Source organism: Sorangium sp. So ce362, assembly GCF_051519845.1.
GTDB lineage: Bacteria > Myxococcota_A > Polyangia > Polyangiales > Polyangiaceae > Sorangium.
Window position 1 is genome coordinate 11,833,417 of sequence record NZ_CP150332.1, and the last position, 23,386, is coordinate 11,856,802.

Below are 23,386 nucleotides of genomic sequence, written 5' to 3' on the forward strand. Positions count from 1 at the left end.
CTATTCGATGCGATAGTAGATGATCGTCCCGGCGGGGTTCGATCGTACCTGCTTTTCGTACGTCTCCGGCGTCGCGGGGGCGCCGGTCTGATTCGCGTTGAGCTGATTGGGGTCGAACCCTGGGGAGCCCGGCCCGCCCGGCTTGTTATCGGTGATCTTCGTTGCCCCCGTGAGATCGAGCACAGCATGTACGCGCACGCGCGTCTCACGCTTGTTCCCCGGGACGATGCCATCGGCATAGATGCTCAGGAAGCTGGTCCTGTTGCCGAGGGACTTCGTGGCGTTCGCCTTGAACTTGACCGCTTCGACGCCCATCGCCTTGAGCTGCTGCCCGAGCATCGCCCCGAGCGTATTGCCGGTCTTCTGGGTCATGGCGTCGACGAAATCTTTCGGGGTGGGGAAGAGGATCCCGCCCGTCATGCTCTGCACGAGCGACGCCACGGTCAGGAACGCCGTCTGCTGGTTCACGTCGGTGCAGAGCGGCGTCGTCGCGATGTCCACGAACTGGTCGCTGCAGGTGAGCGTGAGGAGCATCTGCGCGTTCGCCGACGTCACGTTCACCTTCTGCTTCCGGCTGCCCCAGACGGTCAGGACCCGCTTGTCCGGGTTGTTCGGGTCCGGGTCGACGAACGTCGCCCAGAAGTCGTCGCTCATGCCCCGGATCAGCCGGAGCTCCTCGAACGAGTCGAAGGGGGCGTTCTTGCGCTGATAGGGGAGGCCGACCGTCTGGTAGAAGCTGTCCTCCGCGCCGGTGGAGCTCGGGGCGTTCGTCGACGTGTCGCAGGAGAACGTCTGGTCGCCGGGGTCGGCCCAGTCGATGAGCGCGCTGCAGATGGTCGCGCGATCCGAGAACTGGCCGTCGCCGTCGCGCTCCTCGAAGAGCGCATTGTACTGGGCGGGGCTCATCAGGCTGACCAGCTGTGCCCCGACGGCGATCTGATCCGCGATGCCGCCCACGTCGTCGGCGGCGCGGTTGATGTTGATCTTCGAGTCCTCGTCGACGATCTTGAGCTCGAAGCGGCCGCCGCCGGTGAGCCCGAGGTTCTTGCCCGCCGCGGCGCCGGCCTCGGCGGGCGGCGCCGCGCCCGGCTCGACGAGCTGCGCGTTGAACGGGCCGAGGAACATGTCGGTGAACTTCCAGACCGGCACCTGGAAATTGCCCTTGAGCCCGATGATCGCGAGCATCGGCCCGAGCGTCGAGCTGACGCTCGGCTCGGCGGCGATGAGCATCCGCGACAGGTTCACGGCGCTCCGCGCGTAGTACTCGGCCCGGAGCGCGTCGCGATCGGCGAGCGCCGCGGAGAGCTCGGTGGAGGTCTCTTCCTGGAGCTCGGTCAGGAACACGGTGAGCACCGTGATCGCGCCGAGCACCATGACGAGCGCCACGCCCCGCCGGTCGCGCCGCCTCCGGAGGCGGCGGCGGCCGCGTCCACCCGGCGGGGTGGGGGCGGCGCGCTCCTCGGCGTGGGGGCTCCTCGGGTGGCTCATGGCTCAGTTGGCCCCGAAGGCGATGGGGACCTGCATCGCGATGGGCACCTTCGTCTCGAACTGGATGGGCTTGCCGCCCGGCCCGCCGTTCAGGACCAGCGTTACCCACACCTGCGACGGGAGCCGCTCGAACTGCGCCGCCGGCTGGGTCGAGTCCCACGAGTCGACCCACTCGCCGGTGACGGGATCGAGGTACTGGACATTGAAGCTCTCGATGTCCTCGGCGAGCACGTTGACGACGCCTCCCCTCGTCGGCTCGAGGTCGATGACCTTCGCCTCCCTCCGCACGAGATCGAGCTTGTCGCGATCGGGGTCGCGCGAGCCGAAATAGCCGATCTCGCACTGGTCCGACTCGTGCGTGTTCCTGAGGAGCCTCCGGTGCGCGAACGCGGTGAAATCGACGCGGTCGGCGGGCGACGAGTCCTGCCCGGCGAAGGCCGTGAGCCGCACCGCGGCGTTCTTGTCGGCCGGCTGGTGCCGGGACAGGAAGGCCGCCTGGAGCTCGCGCGAGATGCGGGCGATCGCGCCGCGGCCCTGGTGGTAGCGGTCGCTGATGCGCGAGATGCCCGCGCGCGACCGGCTCATGCCGTCGAACGCGCCGTAGATGAGCGTCCCGATGAGCGCCAGGATGGCGATCGAGACGAGGATCTCGAGGAGGGTCACCCCGCCCGAGCGGCCGCGGCGCCTGCGGAGAGAGCTCGCCCTTCGCGCCGTCATGGTCAGCCCCCTCCTCCCTGGCCCGCGCCGCCCGCGCCGGTCTCGTCGGGCTGGCCCATCTGGGGCACCGTGACCCACTGCACGAGCTCGAGCGCGTGCTCCTGCGACCCTTGCTGCCAGGTCAGCCTGACCGTCACCCGCCGCGCGCTCGCCTCGAAGATCGGCTGGAGCGTCGGCGCGAGCATGTCCACGAACGGCTGCAGGAGCCCCGCGATCCCGCCGGCGGACTCGCCGCTCCCTTCGCCGCCCGGCGCGCCGACGAGCGACTGCGCGAGATCATCGAGGCTGCCGCTCGGGGCGGCGGAGCCGCTCGACTCGGGCGGCTTGGTGAGCTCGCCGAGCCCCTCGAGGTTCGTATCGAGATCCAGCTCGCCGTAGTTGGGCTCGGGCATCTCCGGCTTCTCGATGCGCCAGGAGCACTTGATGAAGGTCGACTCGTCGCCCTCGCAGCACGGCCCGTTGTCGGCCTCGTCGAGCGCCGGCAGGCCGTCCCTGGCGAGCCGCTCCTCGATCTCGGTCATCTTGCAGCGCGCGAGCCCGTTCGCGAGGCTGATGTTCCGCGCGTGCGCCGCCGCCGAGAAGGCGCCGGCCTGGGCGGAGAGGATCGCGGTGAGCCCGAGGCCGAGGATGGCCACCGCCACCATGATCTCGAGCAGGGTGAAGCCGCGGGCGCGCATCAGAACCCCGTGTCCTCGCGCTCCGACTCGTCGGCGTCGTCGCGCGGCCTCGGCATGCTCACCTTGCCTCGCCTGATCTCGGTCTTGCCGGTCAGGGGCGAGACGAGCAGCGTCATCACGGCGTCCTCGGTCTCCTGGCCGCCGAGCGAGAGCTGGACGGCCGCGCGCTCGGTCTGGCCGCCCGGCCAGAAGTACAGGTAGGCGCGCCCCTCCGTCACGGGCTCGTCCTGGTGCCCTGTCTCCACCTGGAGGAAGCGGACGCCGCTCGACAGCTCCTTGCCGGGCTTGTCGCTCGTGGGGTCGAAGCCGAACGCCTTCGTCGGCTGGAACGACGGCCGCGGCGCGCGCGGCCCCTTCAGGATCGCCTCGGCCTCGGCCACCGCCGCCCGCTCGGCCTCCGTGGCCGCGGCGGCGCCGCCGGTCCGGTCGTTCCTCTCGACGAGGAGCTCGCCCGTGGACTCCTCGAGCACGATCATCCGCTCCTCGAAATCGAAGACCAGGCGCATCGGCTTCGACTTCGCGTTCGCGTGGGCGTAGGCGACCCGGACGGCGCCCGCGGCCAGCGCCGCGCTCCGCTTCAGCCGGGCGCTCGTGACCGCGCCCATGCCGAGGATCACCGAGCCGCTGATGAGCGCGATCACCGTGACGGTGATCAGCACCTCGACCAGCGTGACTCCCCTCGTGCGCAGGCGGCGTGTCATGAGCGCTCCCTCCGCGTCGGCGTCACATCTCCGCGATCTTGCTGATCTCGGATTGCCTCATGTTGTCCCGGATGTCGTCCGGGGTGTTCTCCTTCTTGTCCTTGCCGATCGAGTAGACGCGGATATCGCCCTCTTCGCACTTGATCCGGTACGGCTGCCCCCAGGGGTCGTCCGTCTTGTTGGCGTCGATCTGCTTCGCGCTCACGAGCGCTTGCATGGTCGGGCAGCCCTCGCCGCCCGCGCCGAGGTTCTGGTACTGATCCGCCGCCGTCTTGATGACCGACGTGCCGGTGTACGCGCTCCTGACCTTCGCGGCCTCGAGCTTCGGCCACAGCACGAGCGTGGCGCCGCCGGCGATGATCGCCATGATCGTCACCACGATCAGCACCTCGACCAGGGTCACGCCCCGCGAGAGCCTCCGGCCCAACCTTCGAATCCTCTTTGCCCTGTTCGTCTCCATGTCCCTCACTCCACCCTGTCAAGGCCGCCGATTTCGCCGTCCGGACCGTCGCTCATCAGATCGTATCTCTCCGCGTCCGTCCTGCCAGGGCAGGTGAGCCGGAGCGGCCTCCCCCAGGCGTCGACCGCATCGATCGCGAGGTATCCCTCGCGCTTCAGCTCTTCCAGCGAAGCCGGGCACCGCCGCTCGTGGTCGGCGCGGTACAGCGTGACGGCCCCGTGGACGACAGACAACGTGGCGCGCGTCGAGCGAATTCCCACGAGCCGCCGCTCGCGCGCGCCGAGGAGCAGGAGCAGGAGCACCATCCCCAGGCCAGCGGCGAACGGCCGCGCGCGCGCCATGCCGCTCCGCCGGAAGAGCCCGCCGCCGCGCTCCCACGGGAAGAAAATCGTGCTCTCTCGGTGTCTCCGGCGCCCCATGAAGCCCTCTACCCGACGAAGTTCGACATCTGCATGAGCGGCATGAGGATGGATATCGCGATGAACGCGACCGTGCCGCCCATGATGACGATCATGAGCGGCTCGAGCAGGCTCGTGAGCACCTGGACGCGGGTCTCGACCTCGGAGTCGTAGGCGTTGGCGACGTTCTCCAGCATCGCCTCGAGCTGCCCGCTCCTCTCGCCGATGGCGATCATGTGGATGACGATCGGCGGGAAGCGGCCGCTGCGCTTCAGCGGATCGGCGATGCTCTGGCCCTCGCGGATCGAGCCGATCGCGTCGGCGATGACCTTCTCCAGGGCGGCGTTGCCGAGCACGCTCCGCACGATGTCCATCGCGCTGAGGAGCGCGACGCCCGACGACAGCAGGGTCGCGAGGGTCCGCGCGAAGCGCGCGATGGACAGCATCTGGATGAGCTTGCCGAAGATGGGCGCGCCGAGCACGAACGTGTCCCACTTGAGGCGCCCCTTCGGCGTGCGCAGCCAGCGGCGGAACCCGTACACCGCGGAGACCATCACGATCAGCACGAGCCACCAGTAGCTCGAGGCGAACGCCGACGTGCCGATGAGCGCCGAGGTGTACCAGGGCAGCGTCTGGTCCATCGACGCGAAGATGTCCTTCACGTTCGGCACGACCGCGATCATGAGGACCGAGATGAGCCCCATGCCGATGATCGCCATGAGCGCCGGGTAGGCGAGGGCCGCGGTCACCTTGCCGACGAGCTTCGCCTGGTTCTCCATGAAGACCGTGAGGCGGAGCAGCACGCCCTCGAGCGTGCCGGACGCCTCGCCGGCGCGCACCATGCTGACGTAGAGCGGCGGGAAGACCGTGGGGTGCCCCTCCAGCGCCTTCGCGAAGCTCGTGCCCTCGCGCACCTGCTCGCGCACCTGCGTGAGGGCCCGCTTCAGGGACTCCTTCTCGACCTGCTCGATGAGCGCGTTGAGCGACTCGAAGAGGGGGATGCCGGCGCCGATGAGCGTCGCGAGCTGGCGGGTCATCATGGCGACCTCGGACGTCGAGGGGCGGCCCGCGAAGGCGAAGAGCTTGAGATCGCGCTTCGCCTTCGCCTTCGCGGCCTGCTCCTCGGTCGCGCCGGTGAGCATGATGCCGTCCTTGCGCAGGGCGACCCGGAGGGACTTCGCGTTCTCCGCGTCGCGGACCCCTTTGACCGGTTTGCCGGTGCCGACGAGGATGCCTTTGTATTCGAATACCGCCACGGCCTTCCCTACTCGTCGACGATGACGTCTTCCTGCGTCGCCGCGAGGACCTCCTCGACGGTGGTGATGCCCTTGAGCACCTTGCGCGCCCCGTCGTCGCGGAGCGTATCCATCCCCTGGGAGATGGCGACCCGCTTGATGGTCTGCGCGTCTGCGCTCTTCAGGATGAGCGGACCCACGGCGTCGTCGATGACCATCAGCTCGTAGATGCCCCGCCGGCCGACGAAGCCCTTCTGGTTGCAGGCGTCGCAGCCCCCGGGTTTGTAGAACACCGCCCGGTCGAGGTCCTGCCCGATGTAGTCATATTTCTGCCCGTGCACGCTGTAGCGGTTCGAGACCTTGCGCCGCACCTTCCAGGCGATCCGGTCCTGGTCGAGGCCGAGCTGCTGGAGCTCGTAGTCCGAGGGGCGGTAGGCGACCTTGCACGCCGGGCAGAGCAGGCGCACGAGGCGCTGGGCGAGGATGCCGATCACGCTGCTCCGCACGAGGAACGGCTCGATCTCCATCTCGACGAGGCGCGTCACGGCGCCGGCCGCGTCGTTCGTGTGGATGGTCGAGAGCACGAGGTGGCCGGTCAGCGACGCGTGGATGGCGATCTCGGCGGTCTCCTTGTCGCGGATCTCGCCGACCATGATCACGTCCGGATCCTGGCGGAGGAACGCGCGGAGCGCCGAGGCGAAGGTGAGCCCGATGCCGGGGTGGACGTGGATCTGGTGGATGCCGCCGATCTCGTACTCGACCGGGTCCTCGGCGGTGAGGATGTTCCGGCTCGGCTCGTTGATCCGGTTGAGGCAGGCGTAGAGCGTCGTCGTCTTGCCGCTGCCGGTCGGGCCGGTGACGAGGATGATGCCGTCCGGCCGCTGGATGAGCGCGTCCATGATGGCGTACTCGCGCGGCGCGAAGCCGAGGTCGTCGAGCCCGAGCAGGACCGACGCCTTGTGCAGGATGCGCATCACGATCCGCTCGAAGCCGCGGCTCGTCGGCACCGTCGAGACGCGGATGTCGACGCTGTTGCCCGCGATCTTCAGGGTGATGCGGCCGTCCTGGGGCAGCCGCTTCTCGGCGATGTTGAGCGACGCCATGATCTTCACGCGGGCGATGATCGGCGCCATGAACTGCTTCGAGGCGCGCTTCGCGATGTAGAGCTCGCCGTCGATCCGGTAGCGGACGACGACGTCGCGCTCCTCGGGCTCGATGTGGATGTCGCTCGCCCGCTCGCGGACCGCCTGCGCGAAGAGGCCGTTGACCCAGGCGATGATCGGGGCGTCGTCGTCCGAGTCGATGATGTCGACGAGGTTGTCCTCCTCGAGCGCCGTGTCGCCCTCGAGCTTCGCGCCGCCGTCCTCCTTGCGCTCCCAGATGCGGTTGATCGCGTTCAGCACCGCGTCGCTCGTGGCGACCGCGATCTCGACCGGCTTGCCGAACAGCGCCCGCACGTCATCGATCGCGGTCGTGTCGAGGGGGTCGGCGACCGCGCAGTAGACGACCCCGTCCTGCTCGGCGAGCGGCAGGATCTTGTGCTGCTTGGCGTAGGTGATCGGCACCCGGCTCGCGAGCTCGAGCGGCACCGCGTCGATGTCGATGCGCGGGAGGAGGCCGACCTCGCACTCCTCGGCGAGCGCCTTCGCGATGCTCGCCTCGTCGGCGATGTTGGAGGAGACGATGAGGTCCGCGAGCAGCTGCCCGCGCTCGCGGACGGTGTCGTAGAGCGGCGCGAGCCGCTCCGCGGGGACGACGCCCCGCCGGACCAGGATCTCGCCGAGGTACTGCTGCTGCATGCTCATTCGACGCGCTCCATCTGCCGTCCGCCGACCGGTCGCCGCGGGCGCGCCGGCGGCGCAACGTTCGGGGGCGGGGGCGCGTCGCCCTCCATGTCGACCATACCAGGAGCCATCGGCCCGCCGGCCTTGCCGCCGAACGTCGGCAGCCCGACCGGCTCCACCGGCGCGTGCTCCTGCGGCACCCTCGGCCGCGCCTCCTCCTCGAGGCGCGCCCGCTCCTCCTCGGTCAGGATCGACTGACGGATATCCTCGACGAGCCCGTTCGCCCGGCTGAAGTCGCGCGGCGGCTCCCAGGCGGCGCTGTCGCTGAAGACGAAGTAGCGATCGATGAACTCCTGTCGCTCCTGCATCTTGCGCTCGAAGATGGCCCGGAGGTCCTCCTGGTCGCGGATGACGTAGGGCGTCAGCACGAGGAGCAGGTTCGCCTTGGTCATGGTCTTGACCCGCTGCCGGAACAGGAATCCGAGCACCGGGATGTCCCCCAGCACCGGGATCTTGGTCTCCTGGCTGGTCTGGGCGTCGCGCACCAGGCCGCCGATCACCACGGTCTGCTGATCCCTGACGACGAGGGTCGTGCTCGCGGTGCGCTTGTTGATGGGGATCGCGCCGAGCGCGCCCAGGGGGGCGCCGGCGTCCGAGATCTCCTCGGTGAGCTCCAGCCGCACCTGGTCCGAGTCGTTGACGTGGGGGATGACCTTGATCTTCGTGCCGACGTCCTGGCGCGCGGCCGTGCCGCCGAGCCCGCCGAGCCCGCCGAGCAGGCCGCCGAGGCCGCCGAGCGCCCCCGCCGCGCCGCCCGCGCCGCCCGCGAGGCTCGCGAGCTGGCCGAGCCCGCCGCCGCCCACGTTGGTCTGGAGCGGGATGTTCTGGCCGATCGAGATCTCGGCCGGCACGTTGTCGGTCGCGAGGATGTGCGGCGTCGCGAGGATGTTGGAGTCGCCGTCCTGGGCCAGCGCGTGGAGGACGACGCCGAACGCCGGGATCGAGATGCCCGTCCCGAGGATGTTGCTCGTGCCCTGGATCTCGGGGCCCCGGACGCCCAGCGCGAGCGCGCCGAGCTGCGTCGGCAGGCCGCCGACCGAGGGGACGATGTTGTTGCCGCCGTAGATCACGCTGTCGTCCGCCGCCTGGCCGGTGAACGGCGCGCCGGCGTGGTAGCCGATGCCGAAGTCGAGCGAGCGCTTGACGTCGACGTCCATGATCACGGCCTCGATGAACACCTGCCGCCGCGGCTCGTCGAGCTGGTCGATCACGGTGCGCAGCTGGGCGTAATCGTGGGGCGACGAGGTGATGAGGAGCTTGTTGCTCGCCTCGTCGCAGGTGACCTTGACCTGGCCCTCGAAGATGTCGTCGGTCGAGCCGGGCACCGCAGGCGCGTTGCGCGCGGCCGCCCTGCCGCCCACGGCGGCGCCGCCGCCGCCGCCCCCGCTGCCGCCGAGGACCTGGTTCAGCGTCGCCGACAGCTCCTTGCAGCCGGCGTGCTGGAGCGAGAGCACGTGGACCTGCCCCTCCCCCGACTGCGGCACGTCGAGGCGCTTCAGGATGCCGAGGACGCGCAGGTAGTCCGGCTCGGAGGCGGTGATGATGAGCGAGTTGGTCCTGTCGTCGGCGATGATGCGCGCGCCGGTGCCGCCCGCGCCCGGAGCGCCCCTGCCGGCCCTGCCGCCGCCGCCGCCGCCGGCCCTCGGGTCCACGATCTCGTTCAGCTTCGTCGCGACCTCCGCGGCGGAGCCATAGTGGACCGGCTGCACCCACAGCTGGTCGCCGGCGCCGCCGACGTCGATCTCCTCGACGATCCGGAGCATGCGCTGGATGTTCGACCCGGTGTCCGTGATGATGAGCAGGTTGCCGGGCGGGTAGACGGTGACGTCGCCGTCCTTCGATTTGAACTTGGTCAGGACGCCGCCCGCGTCGTTGGCGTCGATATGGGACAGCCGGTACAGGCGGGTGACGAACCGGTCCTCCGCGGGCACGGGCGCGGCGGTGCCGAATATGGGGGTCGTCTCCGAGACCGCGCCGGGCGTCTCCACGATCTTGAGGAAGCGGCCGTGGGGGATGACGGTGAGGTCGTTCGAGGCGAGGATCGACAGGAACGCGCTGTACGCCTCGGCGACGGTCACCTTCTCCGGCGCGTACACCGTGGCCTTGATCTGCCGGAGCTTGCCGCCGTAGATGAACCTGCGCCCTGTGATGTTGCTGATCGCCTTCACCAGCTCGGGCAGGTCGGCCTCGTCGAGGTTGAAGCTGACCTTGTAGCCGCCGGGCTTCGGCTTGAACTCGATCTCCTGGACCCCTTGCTTGACCCCGGCGAGCGGGTCGTCCCCCGGTTCGCCCGCGGCGCCCGGCGCGCCTGCAGCGGGAGCGCCCGGCGCTGTCGAGGGGGCCCCGGGGCGGCCGGGCGCCGGCGTGCCCTGGCCAGGGGTCCGCAGCACGGGGGTGCTGCGATTCGCGGGCTGCGCTGCGGCCGGCGGGGCCGCCGCGGCGAGCACGAGCGCCGCCACCGGCGCGGCGAGGAGCCTCCTCCGGAGGCAGCAGGGTCGCTCGAGGGTCGTCATCACCATCAGTCGGCTCGATATTCTCTGCGTGGGGTTGGTATGGAGGGGGGGCGGCGCCGCTCAGTCGGCGCTCGGCGCGCCTTCGCGCTCGGCCGGCGAGGGGGGCCGCGGCCGCTTCGAGCGGGATGTCCTGCCCAGGGCGCTCTTGCTCGTCCCGGTGGTGGCCTCGCCCTCGGCCTGCTCCGCCGTGTCCGACGCGGATCCATCGGCGCCGTGGGGCGGCAGGACGGTCTTGGCGACCGACACGAGGACCAGGCTCGTGACCCCGACGAACGTGAGTGAGCCGAGGACGAACGTGCCGATATACACCAGCGTTCGGCGGAGCAGGCTCCCCTCGTTCAATCTACCTATCCATCGCGCCATGCCACTACCCTGCTTTCGTCCCTGGAATTCAGTCCGCAGCGCTCATTTGATGTTGAAGTCGATGTTCATCGGCTTGCCCTTGCGGTTGATGCTCACCGTGAGCCGGTCCGCCGTCCGGAGCCGCGCATAGGCCTCGAGGGCCTTCTGCGGATCGCTCATCTCAAACCCGTTGATGCTGGACAGCCGATCGCCGTTCTCCAGCCCGAGCGTCCCGAGCAGCGAGTCCGGTCGAATCCCGAAGAGACGGATCCCGACCACCTTGTCGCCTTCCTTTTCGGGGACGATACGCGCAGAGCGCATCAGCTCGCCCTGGTTCTCGAGGATATGGTCGACGGCGCTGCGCTCCACGTTGAACTCCGTCTCGCTCACCCGCTGGATCTTCGAGGCGATCTCGGGCGGGACCTTCTTGCCGCCGCGGGCGGTCGCCTTCGACGTCGTGGCCGTCGGCGCGGGCGCGGGCGTCGGCGCCGCGGCGGTGCGCGCGCCGGCGTTCTTGCCGCCCACGATGGACTGGCACCGCGAGCTGCCGGAGGTCAGCCAGACCCGGTCCCACCCCACGTAGTAAACGGTCTGCCCGCTGATCTCATCCCCCTGCCGCCGCAAGATCGCCTTGCCGTCCGAGCCGGCCATGGCCGCGAACGACCACTCGGGATCGTCGGCCTGCGTGATGAGCAGGACGCGGGCGCCGTCGCACGACGGGTCCGCGTACGGGTCCTTGTTGTTCATCTCCTGCTCGATGGTCGGGAGCTCGACCGGCTTGCCGTCGAGCGGCCCGGTCACCGAGTCGAACGGGTTGCGCGAGAGGATCGGCCCGGCGTGCGTCGCGTGGTCCGTGTTCGCGGTCGACCCGAACGACGGCGATCGCGGCGGCGGGCTGACCGGCGCCGGCGGCGCGTCGACCGCGACGCTCGAGGCCACGAGCTGACCCATGCCAGACGCCTGGAAATAGGCGGCAAGCGCGATCAGCACGCCCAAGAGCCAGGGAAAATACCGCTTCAGGATCGCGTCGATGCCCATGCGCCCATGCTCCTCTAAGCGGGTTCCATGCCAGGGGTCAATCGCTGGCAGTTCCCCCGCTTTTTCACGGAAATTCGGAGGTTGCCCCGCCAAGGTGACGCACCCGAGGCGCGCGGGACAGCCTCCCTTGCCAAAGTGACAAGCGGATCTTCACGGGGGGTGCCGGCGCGCCGGAGCGCGCCCGGTCCGCCGGGCGGCGCGCGCGGGGTCACTCCAGCTCGCCGAGCTTTCGGTAGATCGTGCGGGTGGAGATGCCGAGCAGCTGCGCGGCCACGGACTTGTCCCCGCGGGCGTGCCGGAGCGTCTCGCGGATGAGCCGGCGCTCGACCTCGTCGAGGGGCGTGCCGACCGAGAACGTGAGCGAGCTCGGCTCGGCGGGGGCGGCCTCGCGGATGAAGTCGGGCAGGTCGTCGACCGAGATCTGGTCGCCGCGGCAGAGCACCACGGCGCGCTCGATCACGTTCTCGAGCTCGCGGACGTTGCCTGGCCACGTGTAGTCGGTCAGGCGCGCGAGCACGTCGCGCGGCGCCTCCAGGCGGGGGCGGTTGTTCTTCGAGCAGTAGACGCCGAGGAAGTGGTCGACGAGGAGCGGGATGTCCTCGCGCCGGGTCCGGAGCGGGGGCGCCGTGATCGCGATCACGTTGAGCCGGTAGAACAGGTCCTCGCGGAAGCGCCCCGCGGCGACCTCGGCGCGGAGGTCCTTGTTGGTGGCCGCGACGACGCGCACGTCGGCGCGGACCGTGTCGCCGCCGACGGGCTCGTACTCGCCCTCCTGCAGCACGCGGAGGAGCTTCACCTGCACCGCCGGCGAGAGCTCGCCGATCTCGTCGAGGAACAGCGTGCCGCCGGCCGCCTTGGCGAAGCGGCCGTCGCGCTTCGCGAGGGCGCCGGTGAACGCGCCGCGCTCGTGGCCGAAGAGCTCGGCCTCGAGGATGGTCTCCGGGATGGCCGCGCAGTTGACCGCGACGAACGGCCCCCGCGACCGCGCGCTGCGCTCGTGGATGAAGCGCGCGAGCAGCTCCTTGCCGGTGCCGCTCTCGCCGAGCACGAGCACCGTGGCGCTCGAGGGCGCCGCCTGGGTCGCGATGTCGAGCACGCGGCGGAGCGTCGGGCTCGAGCCGACGATCTCGCGCTTCATGAGCAGCTTGATCTCTTGCCGCAGCGAGCGATTCTCGGCGACGAGCGACTGGCGCTCGGCGGCCTTGCGGACGCTCTTGATGATCGTCATCCGCTTGAGCGGCTTCTCCACGAAGTCGTAAGCGCCCTCGCGCATGGCCTGGACCGCGGTCTCGACGGTGCCGTACGCGGTCATCATCACGACCTCGGTGTCGGGCGCGAGCTGCTTCAGCGCGCGGAGCAGCTCGAGCCCGCTGACCCCCGGCATCATGAGGTCGGTGAGGACGACCTCGACGCGGCGGCTGCGCACGATCTCGAGCGCCGTCTTCGCGCTGTCCGCCGTGATGACGCGCATGCCGTCGCGCTGGAAGATCTTCTCGATCGAGGCGACGTTCGACGGCTCGTCGTCGACCACGAGGACCGTCGGCGCGCCGGGCGGCGGCGCGGCGCCGGCGGGCGGCGGCGCGCTCGGGGGAGCTCCGCCTTGTGCCAGATCGTCAGCCATGCGTCACCATGTCACAGGCGGCGCCGCCGTGTCCAGCTGAGCACGAGTCTGACAACGTCCGAGCCGGCGGCTGACAAATTGACACGGCGACCTTGTCGCCGCGCGCTGCGGCGGAGAGGGGGGCCGTCTCAGCGGATGAGCTTCGACAGGTGCTTGAAGTCGTCCGTTCCGGCGACCCTGAGCCAGTCGAAGACGACGGTCTCGGCGGTGGTGATTGTGGCGCCTGCGGCGCGGCAGAGGTCGAGGCCGGCGAGCCGGTGGTCGTCGCGGCGCGAGGCGACGCCGTCGAGCGGCACGTGGACCGCGACGCCGCGGGCGGCGAGCTCGCGCACGGTCTGGAAGACGCAGACGTGCGCCTCCATGCCGACGACGATGGCGGCGCGGGGCGCGCGCTCGTTGAAGGCGCGCTCGAAATCGAGCGCGTCGCAGGCGGAGAACTCCAGCTTGTGGATGACCGGCGCGCCCGCGTGGGCGAGCTTCTCGGCGATGGGCGCGACCGTGCGCCCGAGCCCGGCGGGGTACTGCTCGGTCGCGATGACCGCCGCGCCGAGCCGCCGCGCCGCCTCGATCAGCACCGTGGCCGCGCGGGTCAGGGCGTCCATCTGGGGCGCCGGCATCGCGGCCGCGAGCTTCTCCTGGACGTCGATGACGATGACCGCGCTGGTGGAGGGGTCGATCCTTCGCATGGCTACCTCGTGGTCCGGAAGCTCCTGAGGAACCGGAGCAGGTCGCTCCGCAGGTCGAAGCGGAGGAGCGCCTCGCCGAGGACGGCGCCCCCGTCGCCGACGAGGACCCCGGGCAGGACGGTCATCGACGCCAGGAGATCGCGGGGGCGCACGGTCTTCCGGCCGGCGAACGCGCAGCGGCGGCCGTCGTTCGCGGTGAACTCGAACGAGTAGGGCAGGGTGCCGGTGCGCGCGAGATCGAGGCCGAGCCGCCCGGACAGGTAGCGGTGGTCGGCGAACCCCTCGGCGTCGATCTCGCCCTCGATCTCGACCTCGGGCCTGCGCAGGAAGTCGAGGAGGCCGCGCGAGCGCGCGCGGATGGTGAACGACATGGGCCGCTCGTCGGCGGGGGACTCGACGAGGTGGAAGCTCCCGGCCATGGTCTCGCAGAACTCGAAGCCGCGCATCACGCCTCCGCCCATCACGCCTCCGGGGGCGCGCCGCGGGGCGGCGCCGGCAGCGGCGGGCCGGCCGTGGCCTCGGTGAAGTCCTCGGGCGGGAGCACGAGCCGCTCGACGCGGCGGCCCGCGGCGAGGGCGTCGACGATCTCCGGGATGTCCGCGGGGGTCACGCGGCCGTAGAAGTAGCCGTCGGGCTCGACGGCGATGACGGGGCCGACCCAGCAGACGTCGAGGCAGCTGGCGGAGCAGGCGCGCGCCTCGAGCTTCGCGAGGCCGCGCTCGGCGAGGGCGGCCTTGAGCTGCGCGTGGATGCCCTCGGCGCCGCGCTGGGCGCAGGAGCCCTTGGGGACCCCGTCCGGGCGGCGGTTGACGCAGACGAAGAGGTAGCGTTTTCGCTGGGGCACGGGGCGGATCCTCGTGCGGGGCGGGCGCCAGGTCAAGCCAGGCGCCGGCGCAGCGCGAGGTTCACGAGCCCGATCGGCGCCACGACGAGCGCGAGCGCGAACCCCACGGCGCCCACAACGAGCCCCGCGAGGCTCGCGAGCGCGAGCCAGAGCACGTCGAGCGCCGTCGGGCTGGGAAAAGGCGCATCCACGCGCATCTCCCTGCGGAGATCGCCCACCGTGCGGCCCAGCAGCTCCTCGAAGGGGCGACCGTACAGGCTCTCGCTGCGGCGGCCGCGGAGGAACGCCCGCACCGTCCGGCGCGGGGCCGAGAGCAGCCCCGCGAAGAGACCGCCCAGGTTGAGCTGCCACGCCGCGACGAAGTCCTTGCAGCCGGCGCCGAGCTCCCAGGCCGAGATCTCGAACTCGCCGATCGTGTTCGTGTCGTAGCCCGTGAGCACGTGGTGCAGGTCGTGGTACCGCACCGCCCGCACGCGCCCCTGGGTGTTCGGGAACGGGACGGGCAGCGGGCCGAGCTTGAAGTCGACCCACGCATCCCCGTACCCGCCGTCTGCGCCGAACCGGTTCACCTCGAAGTAGATCGCCCGCGCCTCCCGCATCGTGAGGCCGTCGTCGTAATGCACAAGCGCCATGGCACCACCCTCGTTCAATGACTTCAGTCACTGACCATGGTCATTCATCGAGGCTGATCTGTCAAGGAGATCCGGCTTGACTTGGGGACAGGTGCGGCAACACATTGCGCAGTCGATGAGCAAGGTCAGCCAGATGGCGGCGAGGCGCCGGAAGGGAGCCGCCTCGCCGGACGCGCCTCCGGCGCCGGCGCCCGAGCGCGGCGGTCGCGCCCAGCAGAAGCTCGACACCCGCCGCCGGATCCGGGACGCCGCGTGGGCGCTCTTCACCGAGCTCGGTTACGACGGCACGACGACAAAGGCGGTGGCGGAGCGCGCGGAGGTCGCGGCGGGGACGGTGTTCGTGCACGCGCGCGACAAGGCCGACCTGCTCATGATGGTGATGCACGACCGGCTCGCGGCCGCGGTCGACGCGGCGTTCGAGACGCTGCCGCGGAGAGAGCCCCTGCTCCCCCAGCTGCTCCACGTGTTCCAGCAGCTGTTCGCGATGTACGGCGAGCAGCCGGTCGTGTCGCAGGCGTTCGTGAAGGCCTTCCCCGGCGCGTCAGGCCCGAACGGAGAGCGGCTGAACGCCCTCACGTTCGCGTTCCTGCACCGCATCGCGGGCCTCGTGCGCGACGCCCAGGCGCGCGGCGAGGTGGGCTGCGACATCGACCCGCTCGCCGCGGCGCACAACGTGTTCGCCCTCTACTTCGCGGCGCTCCTGTCCTGGCTCAGCGGCTTCGTGACGCTCGGCGCAGCGCTGGACCCGGTGCTGAAGAACGCCCTCGCCCTCCAGTACCGAGGGCTCCGGGCATGAGGCAAGGCTCCGGCGCGCCACCGTCAGCGAGCGTCCCGCTCCGGTAGGCCGGCGCGGAGCGCGGCGAGCACCTCGGCGTGGGCGCGCGGGTCGCCGGCGGCCACCACATCGCCGGCGCTCGCTGCGTCGAGCGGGCGCCCCTCCCAGTCGGTCATGAGCCCGCCGGCGCCGGTGATCACGGGGACGAGCGCCGCGAAGTCGTGGAGCTTGAGGCCGTGCTCGACGACCACGTCGATGCTGCCGCTCGCCACGAGGCCGTACTGGTAGCAGTCGCCGCCGTAGCTCAGGAGCTTCGCCCGGGCCGCGACCGCCCCGAAGGCGCGCGCCGCCGCGGGCGGGAAGTACTGCGGGCCCGTGGTGGAGAGGCGCGCCAGGGACAGCCCCGCGCAGGCGCGGACGCGCGCCGGGCTGCCGTTGAAGAGCGTCGGCCGGCCCAGGGCGCCGAGCCAGCGATCGCCGAGCACGGGCTGGTCGATGACGCCGAGCACCGGCTTCCCCCGGTGCAGCAGGGCGATGAGCGTTCCGAAGAGCGGCTTGCCCGTGATGAACGCCTTCGTCCCGTCGATGGGATCGAGCACCCACACGAGCTCTGCCCCCTCGTTCTCGCGGCCAAGCTCCTCTCCCACGATCCCGTGCCCCGGCGCGCGCGCCGCGAGCAGCTCCCGTATCGCCGCCTCGGCCTCGCGATCCGCGACCGTGACCGGGCTCGCGTCCGCCTTGTCGTCGGCCTCGATGCCCTTGCGGAAATACCGCCGGATCACGGCGCCGCTCGCGTCCGCCAGCCGCTCGGCCAGATCGATCAGGTCTTGGGAAGGCGTCATCGTCTCCTCCGTGGGGCTCGAGGTGATCCTGAGGGGCGCCATTGGAGTACGCGTGGCGCCCGCCCACCGCAAGAGGCGCCTTGCCGTCGGCGGGCGGGAGGAAAGTGAGCAGGAGCGACGCCCGAGCGTGCAGCGGTGGCGACGCTCGGAACGCGCGCCGAGGCACGGAAGCTGGTGCGCGACATCGGTGGCCTGCTCGCCCTGCGTCATGGCATCAGGCCGAGCGCGAAGAGCGCATCCGACCAGAGCGGCCAGAGCGTGCGGTACGGGTGGGTCGCTAGCACCACGCCGCCACTCGGGAGGCGCCGGACGTGGAACCGGGCGTGGTGGACCAGGAACTCGAAGTGGTCGAGGGTGATCTCGACCTGCGAGAGGGGCGAGCCGTTGCCCGTCTCCGTGCCCTGCTCGTCGCGCCCCCTGAATGGGAGCGTCCGCTCGTAGATCTCGCGCGCGCGCGGCTCTGCGGCGCGCCACGCGCCATCGGGCTTCTCCGCCGCTGCTTCGAGCGCCTCGAGCAGGGCGGAGGGCGGCGTCGCCAGCGCCTTGAGAACGGTTTCACGGGAGAGCGAGCTCGAGTGCCCGCTGCTATGTCTCAGCGCGACGCACGCCCCAGGCGGCGCGGCTTCCACCCGCGCGCGGAGCGCTTCCAGCGGCAGGCCCGCGATGCGCGACACCCTGTCCTTGTCGTGGAGGCAGAGCCACGAGAGGGCGAGATCGCGCGCGATGTCGCGGGCGTCCGCGTTGTACGTCGCGCACAGGGCGACCGGCGCGAGCCAGGTCCGCGCCGTCGTGCAGCCGCCGGTCGGGACGCGCCCGCTCGCGTCCGGCGCGCAGAGGCGGAGCAGGACGTCGTCGATGTCTTCCAGCGCCATGTGCCACGCGAGCACGGCCTCGGCCTGCACGGAGCGCGGGCCCCTCCCCAGGGCGAGGTCCATGTGCATGGGGGCAAAGGCCTCGATCCGGCGGCCGTGCATGTGGATGGGGCCCATCGGCTTGAGACGCTCGCTCCTGTCGGTGAAGCAGCGAAGGATGCAATGGACGAAGTGTTCGTGACTCAACGATGCGACGAAATAGGTTTCCGCGTCGGTGCGCCCGAAGTGGGCGCGGAGCATCGCGACCACCTCGTCCACGGAGGTCGTGTTGCATTCCGTGTCGCGGTCCATGATCGCGCGCATACTGTACTGTGGCTCCTTGATGAGGGCCGACAGCGCCGCGCCGAACGCATCGACCCTCTGTGCCTCGTCACACCAGGCGAAGAAAAACGGCCCTTCTCTCATCGCTTGATCATCCTCATGAGGTAGCCTGCGTCAGGACAGGAGGCCGAGCACGAAGAGCGCGTCGGCCCAGAGCGGCCAGAGCGTGCGGTACGGGTGCGTGGCCAGCAGCACGCCGCCGCTCGGCAGGCGGCGGACGTGGAAGGGGGCGTGCTCTTCCAGGAAGCGCGTGTGCCCGCGCGTCGTGACGTCTACCCAGAAGGCGGGTGGGACCTCCCCCGCGGCTTCGTCGTCAAGCTGGCGGCGTAGCTCCAGGAGCTCGCGCGCTTTTGGCTCGGCCGCGCGCCACGCCTCGTCGGGCACCGCCGCGGCCTCGAGCGCTTCGAGCAGCGTGGCCGGCGGCGTCGCGAGCGCCTTGAGCACGGTCTCGCGCGAGAGCGAGCCCGTGAGCTCGCTCGTGCTTTTCATGGGCACGCGCGCGCCGCGCGGCGCGGCTTCCACCCGCGCGCGGAGCGCCTCCAGCGGCGTGCCCGCGATGCGCGAGACGCTCTCCTTGTCGTGGAGGCTCACCCACGAGAGGGCGAGGTCGCGCGCGAGCTCTGCGGCGTTCGCGTTGCAGGTCGCGCACATCTCGACCGGGGCGATCCAGTCCTCCTCGCCCGTGCAGGCGCCGGTCGGGACGCGCCCGCTCGCGTCCGGCGCGCAGAGGCGGAGCAGGAGGTCCTCAATGTCGCCCTGAACCAGATGGTAGGCGACCGCGGCCTCGGCCTCCACGGAGCGGGGGCCCTTGCCCACGGGAATCTCGTAGGGGTAAAAGTCCCGCTTGCGTTCGCCCGCATCCACCCTGAGGGGGCCGTAAGGATGGCGACGTTCGCTTTCTTCGGGGTAGCACGCGAGGTCGAACCTCATGACGCGCTTGGAATCGTTCGGCCTCACGCTTGAGCCCACGTGAGCGCTCTTCAAACCTCCGAAGTGGGCGCGTACCATGGCGAGCACCTCGTCGATGGAGCACGTCTTGCACGTTAGGCTCGCACTCATCCCCAAGCTGATCATATACCCTGGGATGACCAGCGCGGACAGCGCCGCCGCGAACGCATCGATCCGTTCTGGCTCGTCGCACCAGGCGACGAATTGAGGTCCTGAATAGCTCATAGCCGGATCACCATGATGGGTTTGTTGAAACCCTCGAGGGTAACGGTCTCGCCAGCATCCCAATCGAACAGGTAGCCGTCCTTCACGGTAAACTTGTTCGGATCGAACTTCGCCCCCTGCTCGATGATGATCTCGACCCGCGCCACGTCTCCATCGAGCCTCCTCTTCTTCAACGCCTCCATCGCGTTCAAAAGCTGATCGCGCACCTTGAAGAAGGGGATCGTTCCGCCGCCCTTGGCCTCACTCACGATCAGCTTGTGCCCGCTGGATATCGACAAGAAGTCGGGCGCTGCCCCCTCGCTACCCCCAGCGCTCGATTCCCTCGGAATCTTGAGCACGTCGCGCACGCCGTCGTCGCCGACCCCGATGAGCGATCGGCCGTCGTCCACCAGGAACTTGGCCGCCTTCTTCTCGAAGATGTCCACATCGAACTTGGTGATCGCCCCGGTGAGCCCCTTGTACCCCCTGACGCGGTTCGTTTTCACGATCTTGGCGAACGCCTCCTCGATCTCGGCGATCTCCCCGGCCACCCGGATCGCCGACGGCCTGAGCCCCCCGCTGGTCTTGATCACCCGCCACATCGGCCCGACCGCCCCGAGCCCGAAGCCCAGCCCCGAGAAGATCCGCTCCTCGTCGCTCAGCTCCTGCCCCGACGGCAGGCACCACGCCTTCCCGGTGACCGCCTCGCACAGGTCGAGCGCCGGCCCCACCACCGGCACGAAGCCGACTCCGATGCGCGTCGTCGCGTGCACCAGCGTCTGCATCACCCCCGCGTACGCCTCGAAGCCCTCGCCGACCGTCGACATCGCCCCCGCGAACGCGCTGATCGTCTGGTAGAGCTGCGTCTGTTCCAGGTCGAGCCCGTCCCCCGTCCACTGGTTCAGGCTGTCCTTCATCTGGTCGGCCAGCGCGTCGAACCGCGGCTTCAGCACCCTGTCCACCTGCGCCCGCAGGTCCGCCGGCACCGGCGAGTCCTCGAACCAGTCCGACGCATCCATGAACTGCCGCACGAACCCGGTGATCCGGTTCTGCGCCTTCAGGAACGCGTTCGTCTCCGCGAGCGACACCCCCATCCGGTCGCGCAGCGCGATCTCCAGCGCCGCGCTGTTCGCCCGCCACGCCCGCACGTTCGCCACGAAGTCCGCCCGAAGGACCACCACCCGGCCGCTCACGTCCGCCGAAAGCGCCGCGAGCACCGCATCCGCGTACGCCGCGTACGGGTCCCTCCCCTCGTCGAACGCCCCGTCCACCTCCGCGATGTCCGGCACCTCGACCCACGGCACCTCGCTCTCCCCGAGCGCATACGCGCCCGGGTCGTCCGGGTCCCATCCCTCGGCGCGCGCGTCCTGCGTCGCGAGGTCCGCCACCTCGTCCGCCTGCGCGCCGAACTCGTCCATCAGCCGCGCGAGCTCGTCCGCGAGATCGCTGACGCTCTTCTTCAGATCGTCGACGAGCTGCTCCATCGCCGCCCGCGTCTCCGCGCCGACCGCGTCCTTGTACCGGTCGAGGATCGCGTCGAGATCGGTCCGCGAGATCTCGTCGAGCGGCCGGCTGACCAGGTCCTTCAGCTCGGTGTCGAGCTGCTGGAGCAGGTCCATCTTCTCCGCCAGGCGCGCCACCCGCGGGGCGTTCGCCACGAGATCCCTGCGCTCCTTGGCGATCTCGGCCAGCAGGATCTCGATGTCGCGCGCGAGCGCCGGGTTGATCTCCGCGAGGCTCAGGTCGAGGGTCGTGTCGCCGGAGAACGCCACCCCGCGCCGCCGGACGTCGAAGAGCGGCTTGTTCAGCCCGAGCGGCACCGACACGAGGTTCACCACCTCGCGCGCATTGACGCAGGTGTTGTCGCCCCCCTCCCTGCTGGCGCGGAAGTGGAAGTCGTTCATGCCCATCCCGAGCAACACCGAATCGAACGCCGCCTCCATCCGATTGCTCTCCGAGCCATCGTCATGGAACGCGAACTCGCCCGGGACCTCGTAGGTGGGAAGCGGCGTATCGTTCACGCGAAAGTACGGCGCTCCAGGGTTGGCGAGCTCGGGGGTGAGACACCCCGGGTTGAACTGGGTGGAGACCCAGTCGAGGGTGTACGGCGTGCCAGCCCACGCGAACGAGGGCGCCACCAACACCACCGCAGTGATCAGCGCGACGAGCTTCTGCAGCGCCGCGGCGCGAAAGCCAGGCCGCGCCACATCCTTCGAGCCTCTCATGTCCCCTCCGCGCCGCGCACGGCGGCGTCATACGCGACCGCGGCGCCCTTCACGTCGCCCGCGTCGAGCCTCGCCTGCGCCGCGTCGAGCGCCGCCACCGCCATCCCCTTCTCCCGCAGCGCCGCCAGGCCCTCCGCGATCTTCCGCGGCAATCCCGTCCTGAGCTCGGCCTCTGCGGCGTCGAACCGCTCCCGAAGCGCCGCGCACCCGGCCTCGCGCCACGACGACCCCGCCGCCTCGCAGAGCGGCCGCATCTGCACGAGCCCCGCCAGCTCCCCGCACCGCTCGGCCAGCAACGGCAGCCCGAGCTTCTCACTCACCGGCGGCGCCGCCGACAGCGCCGCGACCTGCGCGCGCGCACGCTCCCCGAAGGTCTCCGACGCCCTCCGGGTCCGCGCCCTTGCGATCGCCTCACGCGCCCCCTCGTCCATCCGCAACACGCGGAGCGCCTGCCGGCGCAGCGCGATCCCGCCGAGCAGCGCCGCCGCGGTCGCGTCGCTCCGGCCGACCCGCCGCTGCACGTAACCCAGCATCGCGCTCAGCGAGCGCAGCGCCCCCGAGGTCATGTCCGGCAGGACCGCGCCGTGCGTCGCGAGGAACTCCCTGTGCGGCGCCATCGCCTCGTCGAAGGAGGCCGCGAAGACTTGGAGCGCCGCCGACGACCTCAGGATCTCCGCGGCGAGCTCGCCGGGCGCCCGGCTCGCCTCGCGCGCCGCCGCGAGCACCGCCTGCTCCACGCCGTCGAGGCCGTCGATGTCCGACCGCGACGCCTGCTCCGAGAGCGCCGCATACGCCGCCGTCTCGGCCGCTTCGGTCGCGCGGTACGCGGCGAACCGCGTTGCAGCGCCCGCGTACCTCGATCGCAGCGGCGCGGCCTCGTCCCTGGCCTGGTCGAAGATCGCCTGCACGACCGCCATGGCCTGCTTGTCGGCCGCGAGCGCGGCGGCGAGCGGCTCCGTCTCGGCGCTCGCCTTCTCGATCATCGCCGCCTTGAAGCTGCCTGTCGCGTCGACCGGCGCCCGCGCGAGCAGCGCCCTCTGGCGGTCCCCCGCCTCGTCGAGCAGCGACTCGAGCTTGCCCGAGAGCGTCGCCCGCAGCGACTCGGCGTTCCTCGCGTCGTCCCGCACGTAGTCGATCGCCTCGTCCACATGGCGGAACCAGACGTCGAGCGAGGTGCCGCTCGCGACGATCTCCTCCAGCGTCCTGTTGGTCGGCCACGTGGCCCACATCTCGATGGGCAGCGCGCCATCCTTCTCGGCCTGGGTCCACGCGGCGCCAGGGCCCAGGTTCTCACCCACGCAATGCTCCTCGCCACCCACCGAGGCCGCGCAGAAGCTCCCGAACGTGCGGTCCTCCCGCTCCCACAAACACCCGGCCCCCGCCGCGCCAAGCGCCAGGACGCCGACAGCCACCGCAAGGATCGTCCTCCGTCGCCACGGTCTCGATCTCTCGCTCATGCTCATTCCCTCCACCCCGCGATTTTTCTCGCCCGCGCACGCTCGTCCGCACCACCCCCCGAGGCAAGCATTCCCACGAGAGCGGTAGGACATTGCTCAGCCGAGGCGCGAGCCCATGGCGAGACGACGCTGGAGCCGCTCCGCGGGCGACGAGCCCATGGCGAGACGACGCTGGAGCCGCTCCGCAGGCGACGAGCCCAGGGCGAGACGACGGCGGAGCCGTCGGATAAGGCGAGGTCCGGCGGCGCAGGAGCTGCCGACCGCCTCGGAAGGGCTGCGCCCGCGGCGACGGCCGAGGGGAACGGCTCGGAACGCGGCTCGCCGCGGGAACATCGCGTTTCCCCGCCGTGGCAGCGCGATTTGGGGGAGCGCGGGGGCCTCTTTCAGGTTCGGCCGGCGGTCAGCCGCCTTCGGCTTGATCTCCGCGTCCCGCAGGGCGCTCGCGACCCGCTCGCCGCTCGTCACGAGCACGGAGGGGTCCTCGGGCACGGCCCCGTCCAGCCGCAGCTTGCCGCCTCGCAGTGCCCCGGCGCGAGCTCCTCACCC

At 70.7% G+C, this 23,386-nt stretch carries 22 protein-coding genes; 1 reads left to right on the top strand and 21 read right to left on the bottom strand.

The genetic code is table 11. The annotated features are described in order from the left end of the window. The 16 genes from WMF17_RS45350 to WMF17_RS45425 form a co-directional block, all read right to left on the bottom strand. Nucleotides 1–1,488, bottom strand: coding sequence for a general secretion pathway protein GspK (locus tag WMF17_RS45350; protein ID WP_437599766.1), 1,488 nt, complete (start codon nt 1,486–1,488; stop codon nt 1–3). A 3-nt stretch (nt 1,489–1,491) separates the two neighbouring features. Continuing rightward, nucleotides 1,492–2,205: a type II secretion system protein GspJ gene (locus tag WMF17_RS45355; RefSeq protein ID WP_437599767.1), complete on the bottom strand. Its 714-nt coding sequence runs from the start codon at nt 2,203–2,205 to the stop codon at nt 1,492–1,494. Nucleotides 2,206–2,207: 2 nt separating this feature from the next. Next, entirely contained in the window at nt 2,208–2,882 is a 675-nt protein-coding gene (locus WMF17_RS45360) for a type IV pilus modification PilV family protein (protein WP_437647147.1), read from the bottom strand. Further along, on the bottom strand, nt 2,882–3,583 hold the full coding sequence (locus tag WMF17_RS45365; protein ID WP_437599769.1) for a pilus assembly FimT family protein: 702 nt from the start codon (nt 3,581–3,583) through the stop codon (nt 2,882–2,884). The genes WMF17_RS45360 and WMF17_RS45365 overlap by 1 nt, the downstream gene beginning before the upstream one ends. A gap of 22 nt (nt 3,584–3,605) precedes the next feature. Further along, nucleotides 3,606–4,010, bottom strand: a complete 405-nt coding sequence (locus tag WMF17_RS45370) for a prepilin-type N-terminal cleavage/methylation domain-containing protein (RefSeq protein WP_437599770.1) — start codon at nt 4,008–4,010, stop codon at nt 3,606–3,608. 38 nt (nt 4,011–4,048) lie between these two features. Then, the gene (locus WMF17_RS45375) at nt 4,049–4,462 is read right to left on the bottom strand and encodes a type II secretion system protein GspG (protein WP_437647149.1); all 414 of its coding nucleotides are present in this window, start codon (nt 4,460–4,462) and stop codon (nt 4,049–4,051) included. A gap of 8 nt (nt 4,463–4,470) precedes the next feature. Continuing rightward, nucleotides 4,471–5,697, bottom strand: a complete 1,227-nt coding sequence (gene gspF, locus WMF17_RS45380) for a type II secretion system inner membrane protein GspF (protein ID WP_437599772.1) — start codon at nt 5,695–5,697, stop codon at nt 4,471–4,473. An 8-nt stretch (nt 5,698–5,705) separates the two neighbouring features. After that, the gene (gspE, locus tag WMF17_RS45385; protein ID WP_437599773.1) at nt 5,706–7,481 is read right to left on the bottom strand and encodes a type II secretion system ATPase GspE; all 1,776 of its coding nucleotides are present in this window, start codon (nt 7,479–7,481) and stop codon (nt 5,706–5,708) included. Next, nucleotides 7,478–10,039 (bottom strand): type II secretion system secretin GspD, encoded by a 2,562-nt coding sequence (gene gspD / locus WMF17_RS45390; protein ID WP_437599774.1) that lies wholly within the window; start codon nt 10,037–10,039, stop codon nt 7,478–7,480. Before gspD ends, gspE begins: the two co-directional genes overlap by 4 nt. A 54-nt stretch (nt 10,040–10,093) precedes the next feature. After that, nucleotides 10,094–10,396: a hypothetical protein gene (locus WMF17_RS45395; protein ID WP_437647151.1), complete on the bottom strand. Its 303-nt coding sequence runs from the start codon at nt 10,394–10,396 to the stop codon at nt 10,094–10,096. A gap of 42 nt (nt 10,397–10,438) precedes the next feature. Next, nucleotides 10,439–11,413: a type II secretion system protein GspC gene (gspC, locus tag WMF17_RS45400; RefSeq protein WP_437599776.1), complete on the bottom strand. Its 975-nt coding sequence runs from the start codon at nt 11,411–11,413 to the stop codon at nt 10,439–10,441. Nucleotides 11,414–11,621: 208 nt separating this feature from the next. Beyond that, nucleotides 11,622–13,034, bottom strand: a complete 1,413-nt coding sequence (locus WMF17_RS45405; RefSeq protein WP_437599777.1) for a sigma-54-dependent transcriptional regulator — start codon at nt 13,032–13,034, stop codon at nt 11,622–11,624. 128 nt (nt 13,035–13,162) lie between these two features. Further along, a complete protein-coding gene (locus tag WMF17_RS45410; RefSeq protein ID WP_437599778.1) occupies nt 13,163–13,720 on the bottom strand; it encodes an isochorismatase family protein in 558 nt (185 codons plus the stop codon). A gap of 2 nt (nt 13,721–13,722) precedes the next feature. After that, nucleotides 13,723–14,166, bottom strand: a complete 444-nt coding sequence (locus WMF17_RS45415; RefSeq protein WP_437599779.1) for a hypothetical protein — start codon at nt 14,164–14,166, stop codon at nt 13,723–13,725. A 14-nt stretch (nt 14,167–14,180) separates the two neighbouring features. Further along, nucleotides 14,181–14,564: a (2Fe-2S) ferredoxin domain-containing protein gene (locus WMF17_RS45420; RefSeq protein WP_437599780.1), complete on the bottom strand. Its 384-nt coding sequence runs from the start codon at nt 14,562–14,564 to the stop codon at nt 14,181–14,183. A gap of 32 nt (nt 14,565–14,596) precedes the next feature. Next, nucleotides 14,597–15,196 (bottom strand): hypothetical protein, encoded by a 600-nt coding sequence (locus tag WMF17_RS45425; protein ID WP_437647153.1) that lies wholly within the window; start codon nt 15,194–15,196, stop codon nt 14,597–14,599. Between the two features lie 115 nt (nt 15,197–15,311). On the opposite strand from WMF17_RS45425, the gene WMF17_RS45430 reads away from it, so the two are divergent. After that, nucleotides 15,312–15,992, top strand: a complete 681-nt coding sequence (locus WMF17_RS45430; RefSeq protein ID WP_437647155.1) for a TetR/AcrR family transcriptional regulator — start codon at nt 15,312–15,314, stop codon at nt 15,990–15,992. Nucleotides 15,993–16,015: 23 nt separating this feature from the next. Here WMF17_RS45430 and hisN read toward each other — a convergent pair whose 3' ends face one another. The 5 genes from hisN to WMF17_RS45455 all read right to left on the bottom strand — a co-directional run bounded on the left by hisN (nt 16,016) and on the right by WMF17_RS45455 (nt 22,795). Then, on the bottom strand, nt 16,016–16,813 hold the full coding sequence (hisN, locus tag WMF17_RS45435) for a histidinol-phosphatase (RefSeq protein WP_437647157.1): 798 nt from the start codon (nt 16,811–16,813) through the stop codon (nt 16,016–16,018). Nucleotides 16,814–17,019: 206 nt separating this feature from the next. After that, nucleotides 17,020–18,090 (bottom strand): hypothetical protein, encoded by a 1,071-nt coding sequence (locus WMF17_RS45440; RefSeq protein WP_437647159.1) that lies wholly within the window; start codon nt 18,088–18,090, stop codon nt 17,020–17,022. 30 nt (nt 18,091–18,120) lie between these two features. After that, nucleotides 18,121–18,822 (bottom strand): hypothetical protein, encoded by a 702-nt coding sequence (locus WMF17_RS45445; RefSeq protein ID WP_437647161.1) that lies wholly within the window; start codon nt 18,820–18,822, stop codon nt 18,121–18,123. A gap of 353 nt (nt 18,823–19,175) precedes the next feature. Then, nucleotides 19,176–21,383 (bottom strand): hypothetical protein, encoded by a 2,208-nt coding sequence (locus WMF17_RS45450; RefSeq protein WP_437647162.1) that lies wholly within the window; start codon nt 21,381–21,383, stop codon nt 19,176–19,178. Continuing rightward, entirely contained in the window at nt 21,380–22,795 is a 1,416-nt protein-coding gene (locus WMF17_RS45455; RefSeq protein ID WP_437647164.1) for a hypothetical protein, read from the bottom strand. Before WMF17_RS45455 ends, WMF17_RS45450 begins: the two co-directional genes overlap by 4 nt. Between the last annotated feature and the right edge of the window lie 591 nt (nt 22,796–23,386).

What these genes read in the sequence shown, in the direction of transcription:
- WMF17_RS45350 (WP_437599766.1), bottom strand. Translation starts at nt 1,488, where the DNA reads ATGAGCCACCCGAGGAGCCCCCACGCCGAGGAGCGCGCCGCCCCCACC.
- WMF17_RS45355 (WP_437599767.1), bottom strand. Translation starts at nt 2,205, where the DNA reads ATGACGGCGCGAAGGGCGAGCTCTCTCCGCAGGCGCCGCGGCCGCTCG.
- WMF17_RS45360 (WP_437647147.1), bottom strand. Translation starts at nt 2,882, where the DNA reads ATGCGCGCCCGCGGCTTCACCCTGCTCGAGATCATGGTGGCGGTGGCC.
- WMF17_RS45365 (WP_437599769.1), bottom strand. Translation starts at nt 3,583, where the DNA reads ATGACACGCCGCCTGCGCACGAGGGGAGTCACGCTGGTCGAGGTGCTG.
- WMF17_RS45375 (WP_437647149.1), bottom strand. Translation starts at nt 4,462, where the DNA reads ATGGGGCGCCGGAGACACCGAGAGAGCACGATTTTCTTCCCGTGGGAG.
- gspE (WP_437599773.1), bottom strand. Translation starts at nt 7,481, where the DNA reads ATGAGCATGCAGCAGCAGTACCTCGGCGAGATCCTGGTCCGGCGGGGC.
- gspD (WP_437599774.1), bottom strand. Translation starts at nt 10,039, where the DNA reads ATGGTGATGACGACCCTCGAGCGACCCTGCTGCCTCCGGAGGAGGCTC.
- WMF17_RS45395 (WP_437647151.1), bottom strand. Translation starts at nt 10,396, where the DNA reads ATGGCGCGATGGATAGGTAGATTGAACGAGGGGAGCCTGCTCCGCCGA.
- gspC (WP_437599776.1), bottom strand. Translation starts at nt 11,413, where the DNA reads ATGGGCATCGACGCGATCCTGAAGCGGTATTTTCCCTGGCTCTTGGGC.
- WMF17_RS45405 (WP_437599777.1), bottom strand. Translation starts at nt 13,034, where the DNA reads ATGGCTGACGATCTGGCACAAGGCGGAGCTCCCCCGAGCGCGCCGCCG.
- WMF17_RS45410 (WP_437599778.1), bottom strand. Translation starts at nt 13,720, where the DNA reads ATGCGAAGGATCGACCCCTCCACCAGCGCGGTCATCGTCATCGACGTC.
- WMF17_RS45415 (WP_437599779.1), bottom strand. Translation starts at nt 14,166, where the DNA reads ATGCGCGGCTTCGAGTTCTGCGAGACCATGGCCGGGAGCTTCCACCTC.
- WMF17_RS45425 (WP_437647153.1), bottom strand. Translation starts at nt 15,196, where the DNA reads ATGGCGCTTGTGCATTACGACGACGGCCTCACGATGCGGGAGGCGCGG.
- WMF17_RS45430 (WP_437647155.1), top strand. Translation starts at nt 15,312, where the DNA reads ATGAGCAAGGTCAGCCAGATGGCGGCGAGGCGCCGGAAGGGAGCCGCC.
- hisN (WP_437647157.1), bottom strand. Translation starts at nt 16,813, where the DNA reads ATGACGCCTTCCCAAGACCTGATCGATCTGGCCGAGCGGCTGGCGGAC.
- WMF17_RS45440 (WP_437647159.1), bottom strand. Translation starts at nt 18,090, where the DNA reads ATGAGAGAAGGGCCGTTTTTCTTCGCCTGGTGTGACGAGGCACAGAGG.
- WMF17_RS45450 (WP_437647162.1), bottom strand. Translation starts at nt 21,383, where the DNA reads ATGAGAGGCTCGAAGGATGTGGCGCGGCCTGGCTTTCGCGCCGCGGCG.